We start from the raw sequence: 16,261 nt of genomic DNA on the forward strand, positions 1-16,261 counted from the left end.
TGCGCGTAACGCTAGGGCAGCGTCAAATTCTAACGAAAGGGAATATTTCTATGAGCGAGACCGCAGATCGGGTGAAGAAGATCGTAGTCGACCATCTCGGCGTCGATGCCGACAAGGTGACCGAAGATGCGAGCTTCATCGACGACCTGGGCGCGGACAGCCTCGACATCGTCGAGCTGGTGATGGCGTTCGAAGAAGAATTCGGCGTGGAAATCCCCGACGATGCCGCCGAGAAGATCACGACCGTCAAGGACGCGATCCAGTATATCGAGAACAACAAGGGCTAACGCCTTTGACCCTTTGCCCGGAGCTTGTCGAAGGGCCGTCCCGTTCGGGGCGCGGGGAAATCGACAGGCTCGGCCCGTAAGGGCTGGGCCTTTCGTGTTTTTAGGAGTGACAAGATGCGTCGTGTCGTTGTGACAGGCCTCGGACTGGTAACGCCGCTTGGCGGCGATGTCGAAACCAGCTGGAAGAACATCCTCGCCTCGAAATCGGGTGCGGGTCCGATCACCAAATTCGATACCGAAGGGCACAAGTGCACCATCGCGTGCGAAGTGAAGCCCAAGGATCACGAATATGGCTTCGACCCCGACAAGCGCGTCGACCACAAGGTCCAGCGTCAGGTCGATCCGTTCATCGTCTACGGCATCGATGCCGCGGGCCAGGCCATCGAAGACGCCGGCCTCGAAGACATGAGCGAAGAAATGAAGCTACGCGCGGGCTGTTCGATCGGCTCGGGCATCGGCGGGCTGCCGGGCATCGAGAGCGAAAGCCTCGTGCTTGAAAATCGCGGCCCCGGCCGTGTTTCGCCGCACTTCGTGCATGGCCGTCTCATCAACCTCATCTCGGGCCAGGTCTCGATTAAATACGGGCTGAAAGGTCCGAACCACGCGGTCGTCACTGCCTGCTCGACCGGCGCGCACTCGATCGGCGACGCCGCGCGCATGATCAAGGACGGCGATGCCGACATCATGCTCGCTGGCGGCGCGGAAGCGACCGTCTGCCCGATCGGCGTAGCCGGCTTCGCGCAGGCGCGCGCCCTCAACTCCAGCTATAACGATCGCCCCGAACAGGCCTCGCGTCCCTACGACAAGGACCGCGACGGATTCGTCATGGGCGAGGGCGCAGGCGTCGTCGTGCTCGAGGAATATGAGCACGCCAAGGCGCGCGGCGCGAAAATCTATGCCGAGGTCGTCGGCTATGGTCTTTCGGGCGATGCCTATCATGTCACCGCCCCCCACCCCGATGGCGACGGTGCATTCCGTTCGATGAAGGCCGCGCTCGACAAGGCCGGCATGGAGCCGGGCGACATCGACTACATCAACGCGCACGGTACCTCGACCATGGCCGACACGATCGAACTCGGTGCGGTCCGTCGCCTGTTCGGTGACGATATTGGCGGCGCATCGATGAGCTCGACCAAGTCGGCGATCGGGCACTTGCTGGGCGGCGCGGGCGCGGTGGAGAGCATCTTCTGCATCCTCGCCATTCGCGACCAGATCGTGCCCCCGACGCTCAACCTCGACAATCCCGACGAGGGGACCGAGGGCGTCGATCTCGTCCCGCACAAGCCGCGCGAGCGCGAGGTGCGCGCGGTGCTCAACAACAGCTTCGGCTTTGGCGGGACCAACGCCTCGCTGATCATGAAAAAGGTCTAGGGCGGGCGCCGTGAGGAAGTTCGTCTTCCTCCTCCTCGTTTTCGGCGCACTGGCCGGGGCGATGTTCGTCGCGCCGTGGTGGGGCGCGGGACCGTCCGATGAGGATGGCAGCGTCGTCGTCACGCCCGGAACGAGCGTGGCCGCGCTCGGGGCGCAATTGGAAGAGCAGGGCCTGATCGACCTGTCGCCCGAGCGCTGGAGCCTGCTCGCACGCGTGTTCGGCGGCAGCGATCCCATCAAGGTCGGCGAGTTCGAAGTACCCGCAGCCGCAAGTCCCGCCGACATCATGGACATCGTGCAGCACGGACGACCACTGCAGCGCTTCGTGACGATCCCCGAGGGTCTTCCCTCGATCCTCGTCAAGGAGCGCATCGACGCGCTGGAACAGCTGACCGGCGAAACGCCCTTGCCCGAAGAAGGCAGCATCCTGCCGCAGACCTACGACTATCAGCGTGGCGAGACCCGGGCAGCGCTCATCGCGCGCATGCAGGCGGCAATGGAAGAAGCGCTTGCCAAGGCGTGGGAAGAACGCAGCGAGCGCGCGGTCGTCAACACGCCCGAAGAAGCCATCATCCTTGCCTCGATCGTCGAGAAGGAAACCGCGCTGCCCGAGGAACGGCGTATGGTAGCGGGGGTGATGTCCAACCGCGTCCGGTTGGGCATGATGCTCGGCGCCGATGCGACGACCATCTATCCGATCACCAAGGGCAAGCCGCTCGGTCGGCTGATCCGGCGCAGCGAGCTGGACGATCCCAATCCCTACAATACGCGCGCCATTAGCGGCCTGCCGATCGGCCCGATCACCAATCCGGGAATCGAGTCGATCCGCGCGGTCCTCGATCCGGCGGACACGGACGCGCTCTATTACGTGGCGGATGGCAGTGGCGGGCACGTCTTCGCCAAGACGCTGTCCGAACATAATGAAAATGCCGCGCGATGGCGGCAGATCAGGCGAGAGCGAGGTGAGCTTTAGGCGAGGACGCTGACCGGCACGTAGCCGACCAGACGGTCTTCACCGCCATAGCCCCACGCCCAGTCGCCGCGGCTATCGAGCAGCGCGAACGTCGCGCCTTCACCCAACTGGCAGATCACCTCGGCGCTCGCGTCGGCCTCTTTCGTCAAGGGCGAAGCTTTGCTGAGCGTGCGCGCAACCGGCGCGGCATAATGTGGACTGATCACCTTTCCCGCGAGCGCGACGTCGGCGAGATCTTCGCGCCAGGCATGGGTCTGCGGATCGGGCGGATCGCCCGCGTCGGCGAGCGCGAACTGGAAATGGGCGGGGTCGCGACCCTGCAAGTCAGCCGATGAAGGCAGGCTCGCGTTGCCGTTCGTTGCTGCTCCGGTCGTAACGGCCGTTCGCGCTTCCGTTTCCGGCCGGCCGGAGGAGTCGTTCGAATTGGTCAAGAAACTGCTGCCCGTCCTCGGTCTTCACGATGAAGATGTTTCGGCGATCGTCCTGATCGCGTTCGCGGCGCAGATAGCCGTAACCACCAAGCGTATTCAAGGCCCTCGTGACGACCGGCTTCGACACGTCGAGTGTCTTGGCAAGACCGCGCACGGTGTGCGGACCGGGATTCATGTAGACCTGCATGAGGATGGCCATCTGGCGGTTGGTGAGGTCAGGGCTACCCGACCGGACATATCCCGTCAGCGCACGCATCCACTGGGCCAGCGAAAGATCTTCCATCGCTTCCTCTTCAGTTCACGTCGCGTATGCTCAATTAACCCCCTAAACTGCGGATCGTTGCGGGCTTGGCGCAATTTGGACGAAAAAAACCAACGGCTTAGCGACGAAGCGTCGGGATGCCGACTCTAACTACCGACTAAAGCCCGTAGCGCTCTTCCAGCATCGCCCAGGCCGCGCGCAGGCCATAGGCCTCGCCGCCTTTAGGACGTCCCGGCTGGGTCGACGGCGACCAGCCATAGGTGTCGAAATGCACCCAAGGCGTTTCGGCCGGCACGAACTTGCGCAGGAACAGGGCGGCGGTGATGCATCCCGCGAAGGCGCTCGACGCGCTATTTGCCATGTCCGCAATGTCCGACTTGAGCATCTTGTCGTAACCATCCCAAAGCGGCATCCGCCACACCGGATCGCCCTCCGCCTTCGCGCCTTCTTCGAGCGCGCCGGCCAGTTCGTCGTCATTGACGAACATCGGCGGCAGGTCGGGACCGAGCGCCACGCGCGCCGCGCCCGTCAGCGTCGCATAGTCGATGATAAGGCCCGCCTCGTCCTCGCCAGCCTTGGCAAGCGCGTCGCCCAGGATCAGCCGCCCTTCGGCGTCGGTATTGTCGATCTCGACTGAAATACCCTTGCGGCTGTCGATGACGTCGCCCGGCCGCAGCGCGCGTCCGTCGATGGCATTCTCGACCGTGGGGATGAGGAGGTGTAGGCGGACCTTGAGCCCGAGCTTCATGACGAGCGAGGCGAGGGCGATCGCGTGCGCCGCGCCACCCATATCCTTTTTCATGATGCGCATGCCCTTGGCGCCCTTGATGTCGAGCCCGCCGCTGTCGAACACCACCCCCTTGCCGACGATGGCGAGGCGCGGATGGTCCTTGTTGCCCCATTCTAGCTCCACAAGCCGCGGCTCGCGCCCTTCGGCGGCGGCTTTACCGACCGCGTAGATCATCGGATACTCGTCGGCAAAACCGTCACCCATGTGGGTGGTGACCTCAGCCTTGTATTCGTTCGCCAGTTCCTCGATCGCCCGTTGCAGGTCGGCGGGGCCGAGATCTTCGGCGGTCGTGTTGATCAGGTCGCGCACCATGATGGTGGCCTCGGCCAGCGCGACGGTGCGATCGATCCGCGCCGCCTTGCCGGTCAGCAGGACGCGCGGGCCGGCATCTTCGGGCTTTTGCGAGAGATAGCGGTCGAACCGGTGCTGCCCGAGCAGCCAGCCGAGCTTGGCGGGGCCGGGTTCGAGATCGTTAGCGAGGCGATAGGTGCCGGCGGGCAGGACCTCGCCCAGCTTGGAAAGGCACCAGGGAGATAATTCGTCGACATTGGCGACGGTCGACACGACCGACCAGTCCTCGTCATTCTCGCCCGGCAGGATCATCGAGGCGTAGCCCGACTTGCCATCGTAACGCCGCGCATCGAGCAGGTTGCGAATGGCCGGCGACTGGCCCTTTCGCCATTCGGCAAAGCTTTTTTCGTCGACAAGATGGATGGTCGTAGCGGCTTGGCCGGTATCGGGCTGCAGGCGGTCGGAAAGATCGGTCATATCGTCTCAATGAACGGCACGAACTTTCGGTTCAACCGCGAAATGGGTGGCGACCCGCCCGCATGGGGCCACCCAATCGTGCTTACTTGTCGCGCAGCCCTTCCAACTGACCGCGAACGGCGCCCGCGGGATTACCGGCGCTGTGGACGTTGACGTAATATCCCGACGGATTGCGGAGGATCGCGGTGATGCGCGAACGCATGTCCTCGACGCATTTCTCGGTCATGCCGTCATGGCTCGCATCGACTTGGAGGCTGATGGCGATACCGCCGGCCTGGCCTTCCTCGCCGACATGGATATGCGCGGCATTCACGCCTTCGACGTTCATTGTCATCAGCGTGTAGCAGACCTCGCCCTGACCCGGATTTAGGCGCATCTGGATCATTCCGGTGCCATCGGGATCACCGGGGCCTGGCACCTCGGCAGCACCGGTCAGCGAGGCTTCGAGCTTGGCGCCGCCGCCGCCCGGATGGTCTGCGAACGCGGCCAGGGAAATGGCCAATATGGGCGTTATCGCCAGTCCTAACATATTGCTATTCATGGGGTTTCTCCCTGTCGGCTTCCGGGAGTGGAAGCGGCGGCTTTTACCATATCGCCCGTGGACTGTCGAAAACCGATCCTGTCATTGTCCCAACCGGCCTTTCAGGATCGAGACAAGGACATGGCTCTAGCTTGTCGCCCGAACGCTGGGAGAATCATGGTGTGGAAATCAGTGAGCCTGTCTGCCGTGCTGGCGTTGTCGCTTATCCCGGCGACCGCACAGGGCTGGAGCAGCGCTTCATCGAACCAAGCGCGCGCGGCTTCGTGCAATATCGCACCCGGCAGCGCGCGCGACACGTGGCACTTCTTTTCCGGTTGCACGCGCTCGATGCGCAACGGGTGGCGGCAACGCGCCAACGATCCCGCCCGGCTGGCGCCTTACGCCGCGAGCGTGCGAGCGCAAATCGTCGAGGCGATGAGCCGCAACGACGTCGCCTTCATCGCGCCCGGCGGAACGCGCCGAGGAAGCGCGGGGCTCGCGCGATTCGAGAGCGACCTGGCGGCGGGACGCGATAGCGATACGCGGTTGGCAGAGGTCAATCGGCTGGGCGAACCCTATAGCGGCATGGGGCAGACCGGCCTCGCTTATTTCATCCTGCAATTTTCGCGACTGGCCGAACAGGCGAGCTATCGCGGGCACGAGGACGACGCCGCGCTCTATCGTGCGCTCGGCGAGGCGATGCTGCGAACCGTGGTCACCGACGGGCGACAGGGCGGGCTGGCCACCGTTTCGAATTGTCGCGGCAGCGGGCGCAGCTGTGCCTTCTTCCATTCGGTTACGCGCAAGGACCGCCCTGCGGACTTCGGCGCGACGCTCAACCAGAAGCTGCACGTCCTGCGCGATCTGGGGCTGATTTCCGAACTCTATCGCCGCAATGGTTGGCGCGAACCGTTCGACATGGATCGCGCGATCGCGGAAGGCCTCAACCAGCTTTTCGCGCAAGGTCCGCGCCAGCGCGTGGGCGACGAGCCGTCCTTCGCCGACTATCTCGCGCCGCCCGTCGGACGCGATCGGGTGCAGTGGCTCTATTACGGGTACAATGCCGAGCGGGCGCCGGGCGAGGGCGGCTATTTCCTTCCGCGCGCGGGCAAGAATTGCAATTACCAGGTGCACAGTCTCGGGCTGATCGCGCGGATCCTCGAGGACGCGCAGAAGACGCGGCGCTGGCCGGTGCGCGAAGCGCTGTCATGCGACGGCGCGCTTGCCAAGGCCTATCGCGCCACGCGCGTGCGGCTGACCGTGAAGCAGAAGTCGCGCTGGTCCGACGGCTCGACGCGCTTCAACACGGTTTGCGAACCGGACGAAGCCACCAAGTTCGCCGCGATGCAGCGCGATTTCTACAATCAGGCGTTCGCCGGCTGCGGCCGCTAGGCAAGCGGCGCGCCGAAGAGATCATGCTCGTCGGCGTCCTCGATCTCGACGCGGGCGAAGTCGCCAGCCTTGAGGTGGCCCGCGTCGCGTAGGTGGACTTCGCCATCGATTTCGGGCGCGTCGGCCTTGGAGCGGCCGGTCGCTCCGCCGGTTTCCTCGTCGACCGCGTCGATGACGACGTCGATCGTCTTGCCGATTTTCGCCTGCAGCTTGGCGGCCGAAATTTCGGCGCAGTGCTGCATGATGCGCTGGTAGCGTTCTTCCTTGATTTCTTCGGGCACCGCGCCCGGCAGGTCGTTCGCGGCCGCGCCCTCGACGGGTTCGAAGCGGAAGGCACCGACGCGATCGAGCTGGGCTTCGGTGAGCCAGTCGAGAAGATATTGAAAGTCTTCCTCGGTCTCGCCCGGGAAGCCGACGACGAAGCTCGAACGCACCGCGATGTCGGGACAGATGTCGCGCCACTTTTTAAGGCGCTCAAGCACCTTCGCCTCGTTGGCGGGGCGGCGCATGGCTTTGAGCACCTTGGGGCTGGCGTGCTGGAAGGGGATGTCGAGATAGGGGGTCAGCTTGCCCTCGGCCATCAGCGGGATGACCTTGTCGACATAGGGGTAGGGGTAGACGTAATGCAGGCGGACCCAGGGCTGCTCGCCCTCGGGCGTGCGCAGTTCGCCGAGCGCGGCGGCAAGATCGACCATGTGCGCGCGGCGATCCTCGCCCCGCCACGGCCACGCGGCATGCTTGAGGTCGAGGCCGTAGGCGCTTGTGTCCTGACTGATGATCAGCAGTTCCTTGGTGCCACCCGCGACCAGCTTTTCGGCTTCGCGCAGGACAGCGTCGGGGCGGCGGCTGACGAGGTCGCCGCGCAGGCTCGGGATGATGCAGAAGGCGCAACGGTGATTGCAGCCCTCGGAGATCTTCACATAGCTGTAGTGCTTGGGCGTCAGCTTGACGTCGGGCTGCGGGACCAGGTCGACATAAGGCGACAGCGCGGGCGGGACGGCGTCATGGACGGCTTCGACCACCTGCTCATACTGCTGCGGACCGGTAATCGCGAGCACCTTGGGGAATTTCTCGCGGATCAGGTCGGCCTCGTCGCCCATGCAGCCGGTGACGACCACGCGGCCGTTTTCCGCCATCGCCTCGCCGATCGCCTCGAGCGATTCTTCCTTCGCGCTGTCGAGGAAGCCGCACGTGTTGACGAGCACGACGTCGGCCCCGTCATAGTCGGGGCTCATCTGGTAGCCGTCGGCGCGCAGCTTGGTCAGGATGCGTTCGGAGTCGACCAAAGCCTTGGGACAGCCGAGCGAAACCATGCCCACGCGGGGCGGATTGGGAATTTTCGTTGCCATGATTGCGCGCGCCTTTAGCGCCCAATCGCGGCTAAATCTAGGCGAATGAAGCGGTTAGGCCGGGGGGCAGGGCGGGAAGGCATGGCCCGGAATGATCTCGATGATGCGGTCGCCCGCCTCCAGCTTCTTCGCGCCGTCCTGCCAGAAACCGATCGGCTTGCCGTCGCGAAGAATGCGGACGCCGAGCCCGACGGCGACCTCGGCGAGCGATTTGCCGACCTCGAAATTCTCGATCACCCGCTCGTGCAAGCGCACACGGCCCGTCGCCGAGGCCAGGTCGGCGAGATAGTCGGAAATGCCCGCGCCATGCGCCGAACCGGCAAGCAGAAGCCCTGCGAAGCTGACCGGGTTGATGACCGTCGTGGCCCCCGCGGCGCGCGCGGGAAACTCGTTATCCTCAGCGCGCACGGCAAGGCTGATCGGCAGGTCGGGGCACAGGTGCCGCGCGGTCAGGCAGATCAGGATCGACGTGTCGTCGCGGCCGGCCGAGATGATCATCGTCGCCGCCTGGCGGATGCGCACCGCCTCCAGCGTTTCGTCGCGCGTCGCGTCGGCCTGCATAATGATGCAGCCCATGCGCTCGGCCTTGGCGAGGCTTTCGGTATTCTGGTCGATGACGACGATCTTGCGCGGGTCTTCGCCGCGCGCGACCAGTTCGTGCACGGCCTCGGAACCCGAAGTCCCGAAACCCGCGACCACGATATGGTCTTCAAGGGTGCGTTGCAGTCGGCGCATGATCCACTTGTCCCAGCTTCTCTTGATCACGAACGAATAGGCGGTGCCGGCAAGGATCAAGATGAAGAAGATCCGCGCCGGCGTCACCACGAGCGCGTCGAACAGTCGTGCGCGCTCGGTCACGGGGACGATATCGCCATAGCCCGTGGTGGTCGCCGAGATCATGGTGAAATAGATGACGTCGGCGAAGCTCATCTCGCCGTCGACATTGTCGACGAAGGCATCGCGCTCGATCCAGTGAACCAGGATGATCACCGCGAGCAGGGCCAGCAGCAGCAAAAAGCGGATCGCGAGCTGGGCACCAACGCTCAGCGGCGATTTCTGCTTGAGGAGTGCGATCTGTGGCGGACGCCGTCGTTCCATGGCTTAATGCCCTAGACCGTTTGTAGCGGAAGGCAAGCTTCGACGGCCTGCATCACGCGTCGATGGCGTCCTCTTCCAACCCTGCCGCATTGGCCTGGATGAACTGGAAGCGGTGTTCGGCATTCTTGCCCATCAGCTTGTCGACCAGTTCCTTGACCTGGTGACGGTCCTGATATTCGGGCGGGAGGGTGATGCGAATGAGGCTGCGCGTCTCGGGGTCCATCGTGGTTTCCTTGAGCTGCCCCGGGTTCATCTCGCCGAGACCCTTGAAGCGCGAGACCTCGACCTTCTTGCCCTTGAATTCCTTGGCCTCCAGCTCGGCGCGATGCGCATCGTCGCGCGCGTAGAGCGACTTGCCCCCGGCGCTCAAGCGATAGAGCGGCGGCTGCGCGAGGTAGAGATGCCCGCCCAGCACCAGCTCGGGCATTTCCTGGAAAAAGAAGGTCATCAGCAGCGTCGCGATATGCGCGCCGTCGACGTCGGCGTCGGTCATGATGATGATCTTGTCGTACCGAAGCGCGTCCTCGTCATACTGGTCGCGCATCCCGCAACCCAGCGCGAGCGAAAGGTCGGCAATTTCCTGGTTGGCGCGGATCTTGTCGCGCGTCGCGCTGGCGACGTTCAAAATCTTGCCGCGGATGGGCAGGATTGCCTGCGTCTTGCGATTGCGCGCCTGTTTGGCGCTCCCGCCCGCGCTGTCGCCCTCGACGATGAACAGCTCGGTATCGTTGTCGTTGTTCGAACAGTCGGTGAGCTTGCCGGGCAGGCGGAGTTTCTTCGCGCTGGTCGCGGTCTTGCGCTTCACCTCGCGCTCGGCTTTGCGCTTCAGCCGCTCGTCCATCCGCTCGATGATCGCGCCCAGGAGCGCGCGGCCGCGGTCCATATTGTCGGCGAGATAATGGTCAAAATGATCGCGCACCGCAGTCTCGACGAAGCGGGTGGCTTCGCGGCTCGTCAGGCGGTCCTTGGTCTGCGACTGGAAGTGCGGGTTGCGGATGAAGACGCTCAGCATCGCCTCGATCCCGCCGAACACGTCGTCGGCAGTAATCTTGGCCGCCTTCTTGTCGCCGATCAGCTCGCCGAACCCGCGAAGCCCCTTGGTCAGCGCATTACGCAGTCCCGCCTCGTGCGTCCCGCCGTCGGGCGTCGGGATGGTGTTGCAGTAATAGCTTTGCGAGCCTTCCGACCAGACCGGCCAGGCGACCGCCCATTCGACCTTGCCTTCGCCGTCGGGAAAATCCTGGGTGCCGGTGAAGGGCGGAGTGGTGATACAGTTGCGGCCTTCGAGCTGCTCCTCGAGATGGTCGGCAAGTCCGCTATCGAACTTGAAGGTCGCGGTTTCGGGCACTGCTTCGCTGGCGAGTGACGGCGCGCATTTCCAGCGAATCTCTACGCCCGCGAACAGATAGGCCTTCGATCGCGCCAGCTTGTAGAGCCGCTCGGGATTGAACTTGGCATCCTTGCCGAAAATTTCGGGGTCGGGGGTGAAGGTGATGGTCGTGCCGCGCCGGTTGGGCGTCGTGCCGACCTCTTCCAGCTTGCTCGTCGCATGGCCGCGCGCAAAGCTCTGGCGATAGACCTTCTTGTCGCGCGCGACTTCGACGATCGTCTCGGTCGACAGGGCATTGACGACGCTGACGCCGACACCGTGCAGGCCGCCCGACGTGGCGTAGGCCTTGCCCTCGAACTTCCCGCCCGAATGAAGCGTGGTCATGATGACCTCGAGCGCCGACTTGTCCTTATATTTGGGATGCGGATCGACCGGGATGCCGCGCCCGTTGTCGACCACGGTCAGGCGATTGCCTTCCTCCAGCGTGATTTCGATCCGGCTGGCATGCCCTGCGACCGCCTCGTCCATCGAGTTGTCGATAACTTCGGCCGCAAGGTGATGGAGCGCACGCGCGTCGGTTCCGCCGATATACATGCCGGGGCGGCGACGTACGGGCTCGAGACCCTCGAGCACCTCGATGGCGCTGGCGTCATAGTCTTCGGCGGTGGCGGGAGATTTGGAATCGAAAAGATCGTCGGACATTTGATGATAGCTATAGGCGGGGCGTCACCATGTGCAAAGCGAGAGATTAAGCCTTCTACGCGACCCTAGATTGCGCGGTGCGATAACCTGCAAATTTTTTTCGACGACTCGTGTCCCAAACCCTTGAAAACAAGTGACGAAAAACCAGATCGCGCGTGCCGGACGCCTTCGGGGCCCGGTGACGGGTGGATCGGCTTTCACTCGCAGGCCTTTCCTCCCGCCATGTTGCTCAAATCAGGAGGACACAACCATGCGTAGTGCATTTGATTTTTCGCCTTATCGTCGTTCGACCATCGGGTTCGACCGGCTGTTCGACCTGCTGGAGAACAGCAGCAGCGAAACCAACGAAAACTTCCCGCCTTTCGACCTCGTGAAGGTTCGCGATGACGAATATCGCATCGACCTCGCGCTTGCCGGATTCCGTCGCGATGACCTCGAAATCACCGCGCAGCAGAACCAGCTGGTGGTGAAGGGCAAGAAGGCGGCCGACGAAGGCCACGACTATATCCATCGCGGCATCGCGCTGCGTGGGTTCGAGCGCCGCTTCGGACTTGCCGACCATGTCCAGGTGACCGACGCCGACATGGACAACGGCATCCTGTCCATCTCGCTCAAGCGCGAGATTCCCGAGGCGATGAAGCCCAAGACCATCGAGATCGGTGGGGGCGAACGCCGCACCGAGACCAAACAGATCGAGGCGTCGTCGAAGGAAACCGAAGACGCCTAAAGGGCGCGACTAGGATTGGGGCTCCGGAGGCATCGGCTTCCGGGGCCCTTTTTCTTGCCCGTGGCCGCACGACCCGAGAAAGTGTATAGGACCCGCAGTTGCGTACCTGACATCAACTGCAGGGGGCATTTCATGAAAATTCGCTATCTGATGATCGCAGGCGCTGCATGCGTACCGACATGCGGCTGGGCGCAGGATGCCGACAGCCAAGCACTGATCGACAGCGCGCTGTCGGCCGGACCGCCATCGGTTACCGATGCGGCGACCGTGGTGGACGCGGACGGCAATGTGCTTCGCGAGGGAAGCAATGGCTGGACCTGCCTGCCCGAGGGGCAGATGGGCGCCATGTGCAACGATGCGGTCTGGATGGAGGCGTTGGGCGCAATGATGGCCGGCGAACCCTTCCCTACCGGCAAGTTCGGCGTGTCCTACATGCTGGCAGGTGAGGGCGACACGTCGGGCGTAAGCAATCTCGATCCCACTGCGACCGAGCCGACCGAGGACAATATGTGGATCAAGGACGGGCCGCACATGATGATCATCCTGCCCGACCCTGCCATGTATGCGGACATGACCAACGACACCGCCGCGCCGGTCTACGTCATGTGGAAGGATACGCCCTACGCGCACCTGATGGTCCGGATCGAGGAAGCCGACTACGGCGACTGAGCCTTAATCTTGCTCGGCGTTTTCGATCCGTGCGCGTCCACGAAGATAAGCTTCTCGCAGTTCGCGACGATCAAAGATGAGCGCGCGCTCGACTTCATCCGCCTCGGCTTCGAAGCGGCGCGCGAGCATCCCGAGGACGCTCCACTGACGATAGGCCCTCCAAGCGAAGAATACCCCGACTCCGATTGAAGGGCCAAGCAAAAAGGCGAGCCATGGGTTCACGCTAACTTTCCCGGGGCGTCGCGCTCGCGCTTGGCGTGAAGCACGCCAATCAGTTCGTAGAGCTCAGCCTTGGTGAACGCTTCGGGGGATCGACTTGGCGGCAGGCAAGAGTCGACGCGAAATGCGCGCTCGTGCCATTCGGGAATGAGGTCGGCGATAAGGTGGGGGCGAATTCGGCCATAGCGTTCGAAGTCTTGCAACATGACCTGCGTGAGCTTTAGCGTTTGATCTTCCCACTCGGCCCGCTCCTGTACAAGAAGCTCGGCGCTGCGCGCGCGCGTTTTCTCGTCAGCCTCGATGAGCGGGCACTCCAGCAGGACGCGGTAGTCGGGGCGCGCGGCGAACATGCCTTCGGGGCCGGAAATTGTCTCGCCGCCTGCGTGCAGTGCGCATTTGAAGGGAAGTCCGTACTTTGCCGCCGCCAGCGCGACTGCCTCGATAAAGCGCAGCACGACAAGATGCGAGATGAGGATACGGGTTTGGCGTTTATGCTCGTCGAAGCGCTGCCCGACTTTCTGCTGGAAGGTTTCAGCGCACATGAGAAGCGGGTCGATCGGATCGTATCTTAGGAATTGGCCGAACCTCGCGACATGGTCCCTTGAACCTGAACGCTGGCGGTCGGGGTTCGACGTCTTGGGCGCGGCAGCGGGGTAGGTTTCGAGACGATCGTAGGTTCGCACGATCAGGCTACGTTGGCTTGGCGCATTGGACAGGCTGAGACCGACCCCGAGCAAGGCCGTCTCGCCGAGGCTGCTTCGAGCCGCGATTGCGTCCGCGCAAATTGCGCCCCAGTCGAGTGAGCCCGCTCGCGCTGTTTCGTCGGCAGCAAGTAACTCAGGCGTCGCAAGCGGTGCCAATTGCGACAACACGACCTCCAACGCGGCATCCAGTCCCTCCTCTCGAAGGACTGGACGGAGATCGCCTTCAAATCGGTCGATGTCGGTCCCGACAAGCAGCGGTGACTTTGGAGGCGATCCCGAGAAGTCGGCCAGGGCCAATCGCGATACGCTACCGGACGTCATGCCGCTGGTCGTAGGCTCCTAGCGAACCCGCGGGCCGCCGAAGGGCAGCGGGGGCGGGGGCTTGCGGTCGCGGCGGGGTAGCTGGGCCTGGTAGGCGACGCCGCAATGCTCGACGCAATAGGGGAAGCCCGGATTGCTCGGCTGGCCGCAGAAGTGGAAGTCGGGCTCGCCCGGATGCCCCATCGGCCAACGGCAAATGCGCTCGTTGAGGTCGAGCAGGCTGGTCTTGTCGGCCACTTCCTCGCTCGGCTTGGCCGGAATGAGGCGGCGCGGGGGCGCGGGCGGGATCGGGGCCTGCGTATCGGACGGACCCTGGCGGATGAAGCCGCCCGGACCCACGCTGCGATACTGCAAATTGTCCTTCTTGCCGTCGCCATCGGCCTTCGCCGGCGTCGGGTCGGCCTTGGGCGCGGCGGCGGGCTTGGCAGCCGCAGCCTTGGGCTTCGCCGCCGCCTTGGGCGCAGCCTTCGCCTTGGGCGCGGCCTTGGGCTTGGCAGCAGCCTTCGCCTTGGGCGCAGCCTTCTTCTTGGGCGCCGCCTTCTTCTTTTTATCGGCGGCCTTCACCGGGCTCGGACGCGATTCGAGGCCGAGGCGGTGCGCCTTGCCGATCACGGCGTTGCGGCTGACCCCGCCAAGCTCTTCGGCGATCTGGCTGGCGGTCGAGCCTTTGGCCCACATCTTCTTCAGACGGTCGATCCGTTCTTCGGTCCAACTCATGTGAATTTCGTCTCCGTTGTGTCCGGCGCCAATCGCGGTTAGGCGAGGCGCATGAACGAGTATCCTTCCTGGAACAACCCCCCGCCCGGCGAACCGATCCTCGGGTCCGTGAACTGGGGAGGTCTCAAGACCCTCTATATCAAGGAGGTGAGGCGTTTCTTCAAGGTCCAGCTGCAAACAGTCTGGGGCCCCGCCATCACCACCCTCCTGTTCCTTGTCATCTTCACCGTCGCGCTGGGCCGCGGCGGGCGCGAAATGCTGGGCGTGCCCTTCGCCGATTTCCTCGCCCCGGGCCTCATCGTCATGGCGATGATCCAGAACGCCTTCGCCAATGCCAGCTTCTCGCTGCTCGTCGGCAAGATCCAGGGCACCATCGTCGACTATCTCATGCCCCCGCTTTCGATCGGCGAGCTGATCGCCGCGCTTACCGGCGCCGCCGTCACCCGCGCCTTCCTCGTCGGCGGCGCAGTCTGGCTGGTGATGAGCTTCTACCCCGACCTGTCGGTGAGCCCCGACAATCTGCTGGTCATCCTCTTTTTCGGCCTCATGGGCAGCCTGATGCTCGCCTTCCTCGGCATTCTCACCTCGATCTGGGCGGAGAAGTTCGATCATGCCGCGGCGGTCACCAACTTCGTGGTCGCCCCGCTCGCGCTCCTGTCGGGCACATTCTATTCCATCGAAGCGCTCAGCCCGACCTTCCAGGCGCTTAGCCACGCCAACCCCTTCTTCTACGTCATTTCGGGCTTCCGCTATGGCTTCCTCGGCGTATCCGACAGCGACCCCACACTGGGCGCTATCGTGCTCCTCGCTATCAACGCCGTGCTGTTCCTGCTCTGCTACGCGCTTCTCAAGAGCGGGTGGAAGATCAAGAACTGATCGCCCCGGCCGCGTAACCCCAAAGTAAATGAACCCCGCCTAACGCGCGCATTCAGTGTCGCCTCAGCGGCCGCACCCCATCCTGTGTTCACGAATCGACCACAGGAGAAGTTTTCATGCGTACCCGCTTCGCCACCAAGACCATGCTCGCCGGTGCCGCGCTGGCCGCAGGCCTCGCCGCCGCGCCCGCCACCGCCGATGCACAGCAGCGCTACAACCATTATGGCTACGAGCGCTACGACGACCGCTACGATCGCTACGATCGCCGCGGCTACAATCGCGACTATGTCGACCCGCGTCGCCTCTATCGCTTCAACCGCGAACTGAGCCAGATCCGCCACGACATTCGCGACCTTCGCTATCGCGGGCTGATCGACCGCAAGGAAGCGCGCAAGCTGCGCAAGAAGACCGATAAGATCCAGCGCAAGATCCAGCGCATGAGCTATAACGGCGTTACCCGCTGGGAAGTCCGCGAAGCGCGCCAGAACGTGCGCGGCCTGCGCCAGCAGATCCGCCATGAAATTCGCGACGGCCGTCACCGTTGGGGCCGCGATGCGCGCTACGACCGCCGCTATCGCGACTGGGACGATGACGATCGCTGGGACGATTAAGCTTCCCGCCCTCGTCCAGTGAGCCTGGGCGGGAGATTGAAGGGCGTCCGGCCTCCCCCTTGGCCGGGCGCCCTTTTCCTTTTGACCCGCGCACCCACCTTTGCGAGAAGCCGCCCGAACAATCTCACCCAACGGAGTCTCTCT

The 16,261-nt window shown here is 63.8% G+C and carries 18 protein-coding genes; 8 read left to right on the forward strand and 10 right to left on the reverse strand.

The genetic code is table 11. The features are described 5' to 3' along the window. Positions 1-50 precede the first annotated feature (50 nt). The 3 genes from KTQ36_RS05660 to mltG all read left to right on the forward strand — a co-directional run bounded on the left by KTQ36_RS05660 (position 51) and on the right by mltG (position 2,631). The gene (locus KTQ36_RS05660) at positions 51-287 is read left to right on the forward strand and encodes an acyl carrier protein (protein ID WP_218632741.1); all 237 of its coding nucleotides are present in this window, start codon (positions 51-53) and stop codon (positions 285-287) included. 114 nt (positions 288-401) lie between these two features. Beyond that, positions 402-1,658, forward strand: a complete 1,257-nt coding sequence (gene fabF, locus KTQ36_RS05665) for a beta-ketoacyl-ACP synthase II (protein WP_218632742.1) — start codon at positions 402-404, stop codon at positions 1,656-1,658. Between the two features lie 10 nt (positions 1,659-1,668). Then, positions 1,669-2,631 carry an endolytic transglycosylase MltG gene (mltG, locus tag KTQ36_RS05670; protein WP_345777673.1) on the forward strand — a complete coding sequence of 321 codons (963 nt, stop codon included), beginning with the start codon at positions 1,669-1,671 and terminating at the stop codon, positions 2,629-2,631. Here mltG and KTQ36_RS05675 read toward each other — a convergent pair. The 4 genes from KTQ36_RS05675 to KTQ36_RS05690 all read right to left on the reverse strand — a co-directional run bounded on the left by KTQ36_RS05675 (position 2,628) and on the right by KTQ36_RS05690 (position 5,423). Next, entirely contained in the window at positions 2,628-2,954 is a 327-nt protein-coding gene (locus tag KTQ36_RS05675; RefSeq protein ID WP_218632743.1) for an SH3 domain-containing protein, read from the reverse strand. The two genes, mltG and KTQ36_RS05675, sit on opposite strands and share 4 nt — an antisense overlap. A 1-nt stretch (position 2,955) precedes the next feature. Beyond that, a complete protein-coding gene (locus KTQ36_RS05680; protein ID WP_218632744.1) occupies positions 2,956-3,345 on the reverse strand; it encodes a MarR family winged helix-turn-helix transcriptional regulator in 390 nt (129 codons plus the stop codon). 136 nt (positions 3,346-3,481) lie between these two features. After that, positions 3,482-4,882, reverse strand: a complete 1,401-nt coding sequence (locus KTQ36_RS05685; RefSeq protein ID WP_218632745.1) for a leucyl aminopeptidase family protein — start codon at positions 4,880-4,882, stop codon at positions 3,482-3,484. Between the two features lie 82 nt (positions 4,883-4,964). Further along, positions 4,965-5,423, reverse strand: coding sequence for a CHRD domain-containing protein (locus tag KTQ36_RS05690; RefSeq protein WP_218632746.1), 459 nt, complete (start codon positions 5,421-5,423; stop codon positions 4,965-4,967). A 171-nt stretch (positions 5,424-5,594) separates the two neighbouring features. Between KTQ36_RS05690 and KTQ36_RS05695 the strand changes: the two genes are divergently transcribed. Then, entirely contained in the window at positions 5,595-6,794 is a 1,200-nt protein-coding gene (locus KTQ36_RS05695; protein WP_218632747.1) for a hypothetical protein, read from the forward strand. On the opposite strand, the gene rimO is transcribed toward KTQ36_RS05695, so the two are convergent. Genes rimO through parE form a run of 3 tightly spaced genes read right to left on the reverse strand, consistent with a single transcriptional unit; the run spans position 6,791 to position 11,273 of the window. Next, positions 6,791-8,143, reverse strand: a complete 1,353-nt coding sequence (gene rimO, locus KTQ36_RS05700) for a 30S ribosomal protein S12 methylthiotransferase RimO (protein WP_218632748.1) — start codon at positions 8,141-8,143, stop codon at positions 6,791-6,793. The genes KTQ36_RS05695 and rimO overlap by 4 nt on opposite strands. A 54-nt stretch (positions 8,144-8,197) precedes the next feature. After that, the gene (locus KTQ36_RS05705; RefSeq protein ID WP_218632749.1) at positions 8,198-9,241 is read right to left on the reverse strand and encodes a potassium channel family protein; all 1,044 of its coding nucleotides are present in this window, start codon (positions 9,239-9,241) and stop codon (positions 8,198-8,200) included. A gap of 52 nt (positions 9,242-9,293) precedes the next feature. Further along, positions 9,294-11,273, reverse strand: a complete 1,980-nt coding sequence (gene parE, locus KTQ36_RS05710) for a DNA topoisomerase IV subunit B (protein WP_218632750.1) — start codon at positions 11,271-11,273, stop codon at positions 9,294-9,296. A gap of 250 nt (positions 11,274-11,523) precedes the next feature. Here parE and KTQ36_RS05715 point away from each other — a divergent pair, with 250 nt between their 5' ends. Beyond that, the gene (locus KTQ36_RS05715; RefSeq protein WP_218632751.1) at positions 11,524-12,000 is read left to right on the forward strand and encodes an Hsp20 family protein; all 477 of its coding nucleotides are present in this window, start codon (positions 11,524-11,526) and stop codon (positions 11,998-12,000) included. Positions 12,001-12,132: 132 nt separating this feature from the next. Next, positions 12,133-12,669, forward strand: coding sequence for a hypothetical protein (locus tag KTQ36_RS05720; RefSeq protein WP_218632752.1), 537 nt, complete (start codon positions 12,133-12,135; stop codon positions 12,667-12,669). A gap of 3 nt (positions 12,670-12,672) precedes the next feature. Here KTQ36_RS05720 and KTQ36_RS05725 read toward each other — a convergent pair whose 3' ends face one another. The 3 genes from KTQ36_RS05725 to KTQ36_RS05735 are packed head-to-tail and all read right to left on the reverse strand — an operon-like array spanning position 12,673 to position 14,630. After that, positions 12,673-12,891: a hypothetical protein gene (locus KTQ36_RS05725; RefSeq protein WP_218632753.1), complete on the reverse strand. Its 219-nt coding sequence runs from the start codon at positions 12,889-12,891 to the stop codon at positions 12,673-12,675. Further along, positions 12,888-13,889, reverse strand: a complete 1,002-nt coding sequence (locus KTQ36_RS05730) for a hypothetical protein (RefSeq protein WP_218632754.1) — start codon at positions 13,887-13,889, stop codon at positions 12,888-12,890. The genes KTQ36_RS05725 and KTQ36_RS05730 overlap by 4 nt, the downstream gene beginning before the upstream one ends. A 42-nt stretch (positions 13,890-13,931) precedes the next feature. Further along, positions 13,932-14,630: a GcrA family cell cycle regulator gene (locus KTQ36_RS05735; protein ID WP_218632755.1), complete on the reverse strand. Its 699-nt coding sequence runs from the start codon at positions 14,628-14,630 to the stop codon at positions 13,932-13,934. A 51-nt stretch (positions 14,631-14,681) separates the two neighbouring features. On the opposite strand from KTQ36_RS05735, the gene KTQ36_RS05740 reads away from it, so the two are divergent. Both KTQ36_RS05740 and KTQ36_RS05745 read left to right on the forward strand, forming a co-directional pair. Continuing rightward, a complete protein-coding gene (locus KTQ36_RS05740; RefSeq protein WP_218632756.1) occupies positions 14,682-15,506 on the forward strand; it encodes an ABC transporter permease in 825 nt (274 codons plus the stop codon). 116 nt (positions 15,507-15,622) lie between these two features. Then, positions 15,623-16,117, forward strand: a complete 495-nt coding sequence (locus KTQ36_RS05745; RefSeq protein WP_218632757.1) for a hypothetical protein — start codon at positions 15,623-15,625, stop codon at positions 16,115-16,117. The last annotated feature ends 144 nt before the right edge of the window (positions 16,118-16,261 follow it).

This window comes from Sphingomicrobium clamense (assembly GCF_019264355.1).
GTDB lineage: Bacteria > Pseudomonadota > Alphaproteobacteria > Sphingomonadales > Sphingomonadaceae > Sphingomicrobium > Sphingomicrobium clamense.

What these genes read in the sequence shown, in the direction of transcription:
- KTQ36_RS05690 (WP_218632746.1), bottom strand. Translation starts at nt 5,423, where the DNA reads ATGAATAGCAATATGTTAGGACTGGCGATAACGCCCATATTGGCCATT.
- KTQ36_RS05685 (WP_218632745.1), bottom strand. Translation starts at nt 4,882, where the DNA reads ATGACCGATCTTTCCGACCGCCTGCAGCCCGATACCGGCCAAGCCGCT.
- KTQ36_RS05680 (WP_218632744.1), bottom strand. Translation starts at nt 3,345, where the DNA reads ATGGAAGATCTTTCGCTGGCCCAGTGGATGCGTGCGCTGACGGGATAT.
- KTQ36_RS05745 (WP_218632757.1), top strand. Translation starts at nt 15,623, where the DNA reads ATGCGTACCCGCTTCGCCACCAAGACCATGCTCGCCGGTGCCGCGCTG.
- KTQ36_RS05735 (WP_218632755.1), bottom strand. Translation starts at nt 14,630, where the DNA reads ATGAGTTGGACCGAAGAACGGATCGACCGTCTGAAGAAGATGTGGGCC.
- KTQ36_RS05660 (WP_218632741.1), top strand. Translation starts at nt 51, where the DNA reads ATGAGCGAGACCGCAGATCGGGTGAAGAAGATCGTAGTCGACCATCTC.
- KTQ36_RS05715 (WP_218632751.1), top strand. Translation starts at nt 11,524, where the DNA reads ATGCGTAGTGCATTTGATTTTTCGCCTTATCGTCGTTCGACCATCGGG.
- KTQ36_RS05740 (WP_218632756.1), top strand. Translation starts at nt 14,682, where the DNA reads ATGAACGAGTATCCTTCCTGGAACAACCCCCCGCCCGGCGAACCGATC.
- parE (WP_218632750.1), bottom strand. Translation starts at nt 11,273, where the DNA reads ATGTCCGACGATCTTTTCGATTCCAAATCTCCCGCCACCGCCGAAGAC.
- rimO (WP_218632748.1), bottom strand. Translation starts at nt 8,143, where the DNA reads ATGGCAACGAAAATTCCCAATCCGCCCCGCGTGGGCATGGTTTCGCTC.
- KTQ36_RS05720 (WP_218632752.1), top strand. Translation starts at nt 12,133, where the DNA reads ATGAAAATTCGCTATCTGATGATCGCAGGCGCTGCATGCGTACCGACA.
- KTQ36_RS05705 (WP_218632749.1), bottom strand. Translation starts at nt 9,241, where the DNA reads ATGGAACGACGGCGTCCGCCACAGATCGCACTCCTCAAGCAGAAATCG.
- fabF (WP_218632742.1), top strand. Translation starts at nt 402, where the DNA reads ATGCGTCGTGTCGTTGTGACAGGCCTCGGACTGGTAACGCCGCTTGGC.